The following is a 9,068-nucleotide window of genomic DNA, read 5'->3' on the forward strand; positions in this document are numbered from 1 at the left end:
CCGAAAGGCAAGCAGTATTGGTGTTATGGACGCACCCTGAAAAAAGGCGGTATCCCGCCCGATTTCAGATGCTCTGGTAACTTGTTGCCGAGTAGTTCACTAATAAAAAAGTCAGAGAATTCATGCCCGTGTATACAACTTTAAAATATTAACAAAAATAAGAACTAAATAAAATAATATTTGGTTAATCTGTTTTGGCACTCAGTGCTATACTTCTAACCGTAAAAAGTAAACAGAACTTAACAAAACCTCCTTTCACAAAACAAAGTTGAAGGCTGCTAAGCATCAGATTTTTGGAGGAAAAGACAAATGAATACTTTAAAAGCTGAAAAAAGAAGCATGGACGTTAAGGCAAAAAGACTGAGAAGAGAAGGATACGTTACAGGTAATGTATTTGGTCGTGAGATCGAAGGTTCCATTCCAGTAAAAATGCTGAAGACCGAGGTTGACAAACTGTTAAAGACTGAGCACAAAGGAAGCCAGGTTATGCTGGATGTAGAAGGTCAGACATACGACGCACTGATCAAAGAGGTTGACTTCAACCCACTGGCAGGCAGAGTAGATGAGATTGATTTCCAGGCACTGGTAAGCAATGAAAAAGTACATTCTGTTGCTGAGATTGTGATCGTAAACCACGACAAAGTAGCAGAGGGTGTTCTCCAGGAGAACATGGAAGAGGTGAACTACAGAGCTTATCCGTCAGCACTGGTTGACAAAGTAGAAGTAGATGTAGCCGGACTCAAAGTTGGCGATACCATCCGTGTCAAGGATCTGAGCCTTGCAAAAGATAAAGACATCGATATCAAAGATGATCCGGAAGCTGTTGTATTGACCGTTGTAGCTGTCCACAACGGAGCTGTTCCGGAGACTGTAACACCTGAGGAAGAAACAGAAGAAGCGTAATGGGGACTGTCCAAACGCCCGCCAGTTTGGCAACTGAAAACCCTGAGGGGGGCGATCTCATAGTTGCGAAGGTCGAATGTCCCCCTCAGACACCCCCCTTTTTGGTCACGCTTGGCTCATCAAGACAGAACAGTGTTGACGTCAACTGTGTAGGGCTGTTTCGCTGGCGCGAAAGGCGCGGCAACTTGAATTGGTAATAGCTGTACCTCCCGCGAGCACGCTGAAGGCGTGGCGTCGACGGTCTAGTAGTATGATAAAATAACAGGATATCTTCTCCATGCGAAAGAGAAGATATCCTGTTATTTTTATGTCACGAAATCTATAGCTTAAGAAAACTAAGACTCAAGGAGCACCAGCGCAAGTCTGAGCTCCATTCATACGAAAGCCTTCCGACCTGAAACACCAGGAGAATTTTTCGAAGGGCACTACACAAGACAAAATTTCCGTCAAACACCCAGCCCAGGGGTTGTCAGGGGACTGGCCAAGTCCCTTGACGGTTTTCTTATATCCCAATATAAACAAAAGCCCCCCAGGGCATTTGCCCTGCTAAAAAATGTCAATATAAATTGACGGGATTCTGGGAATTCCCCAGAATTTCCTCTATTCTATCCTGCATCTCCGCAACCGTATGCCTCCGCGCCCGCGCACACTCCTGCGCCTGACAATCGCAGATCAGACATTTCCGATAGGAAGACCGGGAAAGTTTCATCCCATCTGTCCCGATCACATCCATATCAAACAAACGCCCATAAGGATGCCTCTCCTCAATCTGCTGAGTGAGATCCTTAATCTTTTCGGCAGGAGCATCAACACAGAGCAGCATCTCATCTCCTGTAATATCATGAAAAACACGAGATTCAAGTACATTCATATCTGCCGCAGAAAGAGCATGCAATAAAGCATCTTTTCCCGCCTCAAATCCCTTTCGGATCAGAGGCGTCGTCTTGATCGGCCCTGGAATATTCATACAAAAAGAAATTACAGGCTTCTGATATTTTTCTATAAATTCATTCTGGATCTGCACACGCCTGTCGCGGCAGAACATCATATCGGTAATTGTAACTTCCTGACCTTGCATATCTTGAAAATCCTTTCACTAAATAAATTTAATTTTCAGCCCAAACTCTTATGGGATGAAGCATTTTTTCCATCTGTCCTAAATCAATAGTGAATCACATTTTCAGCGGTACAAATTTTCTCAAGTACCGGCTGAGCTTCCGGGCTTTGGAAATAATCCAGGGTTGTCTCAGGGACAAGTTCCCTGAGAAGTTCCCAGTTTTCTTCCTTCAAAGCCTGACGTACCGTGGACGCACTGATAGCTTTTCCATCATTTTCCTTACGTGGAACAATGATACATTCAATTCCGTTTTCCGGCAGTTTCTCGGACATGATCTGGTTGTAGATGCCAGTGACAAGGCTTGTCGGTTCCTCGCCAACGTAGCGTCGATTGATTCCAAGCGCAGCTGCGATTTTAGTGAAAACAGTCAGATCCAGCATGGCATGGCTTTCAATCACAGCCTTTTCATCTTTCTGGAAATAACTTGGAAAAGTCGCATTGCTGATGATGTACGGACCGCTGTCATGATAACGGATATTTGTAAGATGGGCAGTCCCTTCCATGACCAGTTTTTTACGCACCGCAAAAGGAACTAGGCTTGCATCTTCGCTGACAATAAACAAATGAAGAATATCATTTTCGGCAGCAGCTTTTTCCACCAGGTACTGATGACCGAGAGTAAAAGGATTAGCATTCATCACAAGAGCAGCCACCCGTGGTGCATCTTCTTTCTGCTTCGCCAGAGTATTCAGATAACCGGGAAAACCGGTACGCTTATTTTCCATAAAGACAATCTGTCCATTGATCCGTGCAATCTCATAAAAGCCAAGATCGCCGAAAAATCTGGCAGAATCGCATTTCGTATAAAGAAACAGATGTGTATTTCCTCTGGAAAACTGCAGCTCGATCAGATGACTGACGATCGAATTCATCAGTCCCTCGCCCTGGTGTTCATGGCTGACCGCCATACACCGAAGCGTATTTCCAAAACAGCTTCCTGTTGCGATCAGATTCATTTCATCATCATACATCCCACAGGTATAATCAAGATTCCCATCCCTTCGGATTCCTTCCGACGTAAGTAGTTCGTCTACCAGACGGTTGCCGCGCTTATCTGATGCGGTGATTTGTGTTATAAAATAATCGGACATAAAACTCTCCATTCCGCCGCCTTCCACCGCGGCATAAATACTATATTAATCTTATAACAGCCGCCGAAAGATGTAAAGAAAAAAGCGATTCGTAAATGGAATGAGGATATAGTTGCTGTGAACAGTAACAGGATATACACAGATTTTTTGTAACATTTTCCACATTCAGATGTTATATTGGTGAAAGAGAAAAAAATCCGGGAAGGGGGAATGCAGATGTGGATAATGAAATCTTATTAAAACTTTACAGTCTTTATCAGAAAGAACTTTACCTGTATCTGTATTCCCTCTGCGGGGACAGGCATCTGGCAGAAGACCTGCTGCATGAGACGTTTCTCAAGGCGCTGCTGGCACTGCCGGACGGACACGCGAACATGCGGGCATGGCTTTATATGGTGGCGAGAAATCTTTTTTATAATCAATGGAAAAAGAATTCAAGGGAAATTCTTATGGAGAAACAGGAGAATTACCCGGAGAGAAAAACAGACGAGGATCTGCTTGAAAAAATCCTCGAAGAAGAAAACCGGCGAGCCCTTTATCGTGCAATCCGCAGACTGGAGATAAAGAAACGGGAAATTATCCAAATGCAGTATTTTGGCGGAATGTCGCAGAAAGAGATCGCGGCAGTTTTACATATCACGCCGGAAAATGTACGCGTGTTGGCATACAGGGCCAAAAAAGATCTGAAAAAATATCTGGAAGAGGAGGGTGAAAAATGACATATCGTGAGTTGTTGAAACTATATAAGCAAGGCAAGCTGGAAGACAGCGCAAAGAAACAGGTAGAAGCGGAAATCGAAAAACAGGATGCAATCAGTGAATTTCTCTATGAAGAAGGAACGATACCAGATTTCTCTGATCTGGAGAGCGGGCAGGAACGTTTCGATGATTCGAATGACGAAAATCAGCTGACAGAACGACAAGACAATAAGGCAGAGGACAACGTAGAAAAACAATCAAAGAATCAGATAATAGAAAAAAGTAAGTCTGCCGGAGACTCCCGAGATCAACAGGAGGATGAGTTCAACAGACAATTCATAAAAGAAATCCAGCGTTCTATCCGCAGAGCCTTTATCAAAATGGGACTGGCAGTAGGAGCAGCAGTCCTCGCAGTTGTTTTGTGTGCGGTGTTTATTTTACCAAAGGCGGTGTCAAAATTTTATTACGATCCAAACGAAGTTGCCGGAAAATATGAGGAAATGATCACGACCCGAATGGAGCTGGATCTATCTGTTTATTCCGAACTGTTTCTGCCAGGCAATCACCGGGATCAGGTCAATGCCGTACCGAGAGGTTACGGCGAATACGACATCGTTATTCCACAGACCACCAACTGGACCGGAAGATCTACTTCTGTCAGCGGACGTCTGGTGCGGGGAAAACTTACTCTCTATGACAACAATATCCTGAGTCGTCCGATCATGCAGTTCTACCTTCCGGGAGACGAGGATGCATGGGCGGCGTGGGAAGTTGACGAAAATGGCAAAGAAACAAAAATGGACACAGAGGCCCGGAAACAGGAAAGTATTCAGTACTCCAAAGAAGAAATCGCAGGATATAATGACAACGACTGGTATCTCGCTTACGTTTCCATTAATGATATCATGGATTACAAGGATTTTATCGAGTGGTTTCAGAAGCTTTCAGATCAGAAAGAACTGGAATGGGGAGCCCTCTGGTGTGCGGTCCATACAGAAGACGAAGATGGCTACCTCGTAGAGCCAGACATTGGTTTCTGTCCACTGCCATCCGGAATGAGCATCAGCTGGGACAGAGAGAAATATCCGTACCTGTCTCTTCTGGATAATTCAGACCTTAGCCATGTGGCAGAGGCAAATGACGAAGAAACCATGCAGACTCATTTTATCAGTATGCTTTCTTACATCCGAGATCATGACGAGATCCTTTCGATGATGGGTCAGACGACAGACTCTCCGAACAGATATCAGGATATGATCAACTATGTAAAGAAAAACGGTCTGAAGATCCATGGCTTTGCAGTCAGCGCAAAGAAAAAGGCACTTCTTGAATTGTACCAGGAGGCTATGGTATCGTACATCCAGACAGTACCACAGAATTGAAAAAGAAGTTAGGGATAAACAGGTTTTTACAGATTGAGCAATGTGCAGAAATACACATTGCTCGATTTTTATGCAGAGGCTTTTTCATTACAGAATTTTGTGATACATTGTTCCAGATCCGCACAAAGCTCCCTGGTTTTTTCTTCAGGAATGCACAGGATATGGAAGCAGCACTGCAAAACCTGCCAGAACAGGGTATTGAGTGAAAAACGTTCAGGCGCGGCTTTAACCATTTGAGAGATCACACCAATGTAACCATACATAGATGCCATGGTAAAATCATCCACATCCGAAATGGGAAGAATCTCATCAAAGCTGTTTCGGTAAAGCGTTGTAATAAAAACAGGAAGATCTTTCTGTGGCACATAGACGGGATAGTCCGTGTAATAGTCAGTCAGAAAGCGTCCAAGCTTCGGATTCGTCAGGATCTGCCGCCACATCAGATACAGGGCAAAGACATACTGATGCGATGAAACAGAAGTATACTGTTCTGCGAATCTTTTATTGTCCGTGTAGATTTCCCACAATATTTCATATCGGATCATATCTTTCTGCTTGAAGTGATAGTAGATCGATCCACGGTTCACATGGGCCGCTTTGCAGATATCATTATAGCTGGTTTCATGAAAACCCTTATCCAGAAATAATTTTCTGCATTCGGCAAGGATCAGTTTTCGGGTTTCAATTCCCGTTTCGTATTTTTTGTCTGCCAATTCAAATCCCTCCAATTTGACGATAAATAAAATTTAAACAGTTTCCGCTATTGTTCAAAAATGATGAAATTATCTTAACATCCTTGAAAAAAATATACAAGTTACATAAAATATAGATGTAGCAAAGAGAAAGGTGTTTCTATTACGGAGGTGCGAAATGCCAGAGAAAAATTTACTTGAACAGAAAAAAAACAATCTGATGAAGGCACTGAATCGGCAGGGGGCTGATTATGTTCCGACAATGCTGGCTTCCAGCTGCGCGGAAGTTGCCTGGACAGGACAGAAAGTGACCGATGTGATCGGTGATGCAAATGCATATGTTAAGGCCATGACAGATGTATTTGAAGTTATGTGGGGAGATGCGAATACATTTTCAGGAACTCTGTTTACACCAGCTATCTCCGATATCATCGAACCGGTACAGAACAAATTCGGACCGGATGGAGTTACTCCGGAACATGTACAGATGCCACAGATGGAGCGCGGAGAGTACGATCAGCTGATCGAAGATCCATTTGGATTTGTTGCAAATGTACTTCTTCCAAGAAAATATCCGAAACTGTTTGAAGATCGCGAGTATGCGAAAAAGACGATCAAAGCTATTGCTGCGGACAAAGCTTATGCCATGGGCGTTCTGTTTGGGATGACAGATAAAGTCCTGGCAGAAAAATATGGTATTACTGGAATTTGTAATTTCGCGGATGTATTTTCAAATCCAGTAGATACTTTATTTGATTATTTACGTGGATTCAAGGGGACATTGACAGATCTTCGCCGTCAGCCTGACAAAGTAAAGGCTGCCTGTGACAGACTGTGGGAGACTTATAACCTGCCGAAACTTCAGGGCACACCGGCACCGTTCCCGTATGCATGCCACATGACACATATTGCACCTTATTTAAGTCCGAAGCAGTTCTACGAGATCTACTGGCCATATGAGAAATTCTGGATCGAGCGTGCAGCAGCTGCCGGAACCAAAGTATGGATCATGCTGGAAGGCCGCTGGGAGAATGTATGGGAATGCTTCAAGGAAGTGCCGAAGGACAGCTGTATCCTTCATATTGACGATGATGATATCATCAAGGCAAAAGAAGTGCTTGGTGATTACCAGATCATTGAGGGAGGTCTGAAGATGGCTTCCGTCAGAACTGACAGTCCAGAAAAGATCAAAGACGATGTAAAGAAGATTATTGATGCATGTCAGCCAGGTGACGGTTTCCTGTTCTGTACAGACAAAGCATGGATCGCACCGGGCGATGTAAATCAGAATCTGATCGATGCCTATAATTTTGCTCATGAGTATTCACTGAGCAGGACACAGAAATAAGGAGGTTCGTCATGAGTGAAGAGAAAAAAGAACAGACCAATCAGGAATATTTACAGGATATCGTAAATGAACTTCTTGCTGATGAAGAGTGGAAGCTTCCAAAAGAACTCCGCTTCTGGCTGATGGGAACTTATACCTGGGAACTTTTGTATTTATAAAAAGCAGAATTGTCAGATCTGTAGATGAAGAGGAGAATCAGTATGGATTATAAAGAATTAGAACAGGCCATGGCCGATCTTGATGAGGATACCGTCCTTGATATGATGAAAGAAGTTATGGATAACAATGGAGAAGGTGTCAAAGAAGCACTGGAAGCATGCCAGAAAGGAATGGCTACAGTAGGCGACCTGTTTGAAAAAGGTGAGTACTTCGTAGGTGACCTGATCTACGCAGGTGAGATCATGGTAGAAGCCATGGATATCATTAAACCGGCACTGGCTGGTGCAGATCACAAAAAACTGGGACGAATGATCCTCTGCACCGTTAAAGATGACCTTCATGACATTGGTAAAAATATTGTAAAGGCCATGCTGGAAGCTGGTGGATTTGAAGTTATCGACCTGGGAATCGATGTTCCGCCTGAAAAGGTAGTAGAAGTTGCAAAACAGGAAAATATCAAGATCATCGCATTGTCAGGTGTGCTGACACTGGCACTGGATTCTATGAAAAATACCATCAACGCATTTGCAGACGCAGGTATGCGTGATGATGTGAAGATCATTATTGGAGGAAACCCGGTAAGTGAAGAGGCCTGCAAGGCACTGGGAGCAGACGAATGGGCATACAGTCCGCAGAAGACTGTTCAGGTATGTGCAAACTGGGCAAGTGCAGCATAAGAAATAACAGAGGTGAGACAGCAGTATGATTATTATAGGTGAAAAGATCAATGGTGCGATTCCTTCGATCAAACAGGCCATTGAAGATCACAATGAAGAACTGATCCGGGAGCGTGTAGCTGCACAGGCAGCGGCAGGAGCAGATTATATTGACTGTGCGCCAAGCACTGCACCGGAAATAGAATATGATACGATGGTATGGCTGATCGACCTGATCCAGGATGTCACAGATCTTCCTATCAGCATTGACAGTCCGAATCCGCTTCTGCTGAAACGTATCATTGAAGAGGGGCGTCTGAAACGTCCGGGTATGGTCAATTCTGTCAATGAAGAAGGAACCAAATGTGAGACATTGTTTCCGCTGATCGCAGGAACTGACTGGAATGTGATCGGGCTGACCTGTGACAAGCAGGGCATTCCCATGCAGCCGGATAAGAAGTTAGAGATCGCAAAAAGCATCATCGACAAAGCAGATCATTTTGGTGTAAAGCTGTCGAATTTACATATTGATCCCTGCGTAATGGCACTTGCAACCGCACCGACTTCTATGGATGATTTTGCATTTTGTATCAAAAAGATCCATGAGATCGCACCGGAGGTAAAAGTGACAGGAGCATTGTCTAATGTCAGCTTTAACATGCCTGCAAGAAAATATGTCAATGCAGGATGTATGACTGTTGCGGTGGAAGCTGGACTGGATTCCGCAATCATGGACCCATGTAGTTCCTTTATGATGGGAACGCTCTATGCAGCGGAAGCTTTATCCCAGAGGGATAAGGGCGGACGCAAATATAACAGGGCATTCAGAAAGGGAATCTTTAAATAAGACAAAGGAGGACATATGCCGGAAATTGTATTTTTACCAGATCATGTTTCTGTAAAAGTTTCCGCAGGTACGTCCATTCAAGAGGCTGGCAGAAGTGCCGGCCTCTTGTTAGATGCAGTGTGTCCAGCGAAGCTGAACCACACTAGCCGGTGTAAGTCCGGTCACGGTAATCGCC

The 9,068-nt window shown here is 44.0% G+C and carries 10 protein-coding genes; 7 read left to right on the forward strand and 3 right to left on the reverse strand.

The window, feature by feature from the left end; all coding sequences use genetic code 11:
• Nucleotides 1-309: 309 nt before the first annotated feature.
• Complete coding sequence (locus DWX28_RS18585) at nucleotides 310-903, forward strand: 50S ribosomal protein L25 (RefSeq protein WP_118254608.1); 594 nt, start codon at nucleotides 310-312, stop codon at nucleotides 901-903.
• A gap of 556 nt (nucleotides 904-1,459) precedes the next feature.
• On the opposite strand, the gene citX is transcribed toward DWX28_RS18585, so the two are convergent.
• The gene (gene citX / locus DWX28_RS18595) at nucleotides 1,460-1,981 is read right to left on the reverse strand and encodes a citrate lyase holo-[acyl-carrier protein] synthase (protein WP_118254613.1); all 522 of its coding nucleotides are present in this window, start codon (nucleotides 1,979-1,981) and stop codon (nucleotides 1,460-1,462) included.
• A gap of 83 nt (nucleotides 1,982-2,064) precedes the next feature.
• A complete protein-coding gene (gene citC / locus DWX28_RS18600) occupies nucleotides 2,065-3,111 on the reverse strand; it encodes a [citrate (pro-3S)-lyase] ligase (RefSeq protein WP_118254617.1) in 1,047 nt (348 codons plus the stop codon).
• 218 nt (nucleotides 3,112-3,329) lie between these two features.
• Between citC and DWX28_RS18605 the strand changes: the two genes are divergently transcribed.
• Both DWX28_RS18605 and DWX28_RS18610 read left to right on the forward strand, forming a co-directional pair.
• Nucleotides 3,330-3,830, forward strand: a complete 501-nt coding sequence (locus tag DWX28_RS18605; RefSeq protein ID WP_022213328.1) for an RNA polymerase sigma factor — start codon at nucleotides 3,330-3,332, stop codon at nucleotides 3,828-3,830.
• Nucleotides 3,827-5,191: an anti-sigma factor C-terminal domain-containing protein gene (locus tag DWX28_RS18610; RefSeq protein ID WP_118254620.1), complete on the forward strand. Its 1,365-nt coding sequence runs from the start codon at nucleotides 3,827-3,829 to the stop codon at nucleotides 5,189-5,191. The genes DWX28_RS18605 and DWX28_RS18610 overlap by 4 nt, the downstream gene beginning before the upstream one ends.
• 68 nt (nucleotides 5,192-5,259) lie before the next feature.
• Here the strand turns inward: DWX28_RS18610 and DWX28_RS18615 are convergent, their stop codons facing one another.
• Entirely contained in the window at nucleotides 5,260-5,904 is a 645-nt protein-coding gene (locus tag DWX28_RS18615; protein ID WP_158565345.1) for a TetR/AcrR family transcriptional regulator, read from the reverse strand.
• A 157-nt stretch (nucleotides 5,905-6,061) separates the two neighbouring features.
• On the opposite strand from DWX28_RS18615, the gene DWX28_RS18620 reads away from it, so the two are divergent.
• Genes DWX28_RS18620 through DWX28_RS18630 form a run of 4 tightly spaced genes read left to right on the forward strand, consistent with a single transcriptional unit; the run spans nucleotide 6,062 to nucleotide 8,893 of the window.
• A complete protein-coding gene (locus DWX28_RS18620; protein WP_022213331.1) occupies nucleotides 6,062-7,231 on the forward strand; it encodes a uroporphyrinogen decarboxylase family protein in 1,170 nt (389 codons plus the stop codon).
• 11 nt (nucleotides 7,232-7,242) lie between these two features.
• Complete coding sequence (locus DWX28_RS19470; protein ID WP_158565346.1) at nucleotides 7,243-7,389, forward strand: hypothetical protein; 147 nt, start codon at nucleotides 7,243-7,245, stop codon at nucleotides 7,387-7,389.
• Between the two features lie 42 nt (nucleotides 7,390-7,431).
• On the forward strand, nucleotides 7,432-8,067 hold the full coding sequence (locus DWX28_RS18625; RefSeq protein ID WP_022213333.1) for a cobalamin B12-binding domain-containing protein: 636 nt from the start codon (nucleotides 7,432-7,434) through the stop codon (nucleotides 8,065-8,067).
• A 25-nt stretch (nucleotides 8,068-8,092) separates the two neighbouring features.
• Nucleotides 8,093-8,893, forward strand: a complete 801-nt coding sequence (locus DWX28_RS18630; protein WP_022213334.1) for a dihydropteroate synthase — start codon at nucleotides 8,093-8,095, stop codon at nucleotides 8,891-8,893.
• The last annotated feature ends 175 nt before the right edge of the window (nucleotides 8,894-9,068 follow it).

Origin of the sequence: Blautia sp. AF19-10LB, assembly GCF_003461245.1 — a bacterium.
GTDB lineage: Bacteria > Bacillota > Clostridia > Lachnospirales > Lachnospiraceae > Blautia_A > Blautia_A intestinihominis.

What these genes read in the sequence shown, in the direction of transcription:
- DWX28_RS18585 (WP_118254608.1), top strand. Translation starts at nt 310, where the DNA reads ATGAATACTTTAAAAGCTGAAAAAAGAAGCATGGACGTTAAGGCAAAA.
- citX (WP_118254613.1), bottom strand. Translation starts at nt 1,981, where the DNA reads ATGCAAGGTCAGGAAGTTACAATTACCGATATGATGTTCTGCCGCGAC.
- citC (WP_118254617.1), bottom strand. Translation starts at nt 3,111, where the DNA reads ATGTCCGATTATTTTATAACACAAATCACCGCATCAGATAAGCGCGGC.
- DWX28_RS18610 (WP_118254620.1), top strand. Translation starts at nt 3,827, where the DNA reads ATGACATATCGTGAGTTGTTGAAACTATATAAGCAAGGCAAGCTGGAA.
- DWX28_RS18620 (WP_022213331.1), top strand. Translation starts at nt 6,062, where the DNA reads ATGCCAGAGAAAAATTTACTTGAACAGAAAAAAAACAATCTGATGAAG.
- DWX28_RS19470 (WP_158565346.1), top strand. Translation starts at nt 7,243, where the DNA reads ATGAGTGAAGAGAAAAAAGAACAGACCAATCAGGAATATTTACAGGAT.
- DWX28_RS18625 (WP_022213333.1), top strand. Translation starts at nt 7,432, where the DNA reads ATGGATTATAAAGAATTAGAACAGGCCATGGCCGATCTTGATGAGGAT.
- DWX28_RS18630 (WP_022213334.1), top strand. Translation starts at nt 8,093, where the DNA reads ATGATTATTATAGGTGAAAAGATCAATGGTGCGATTCCTTCGATCAAA.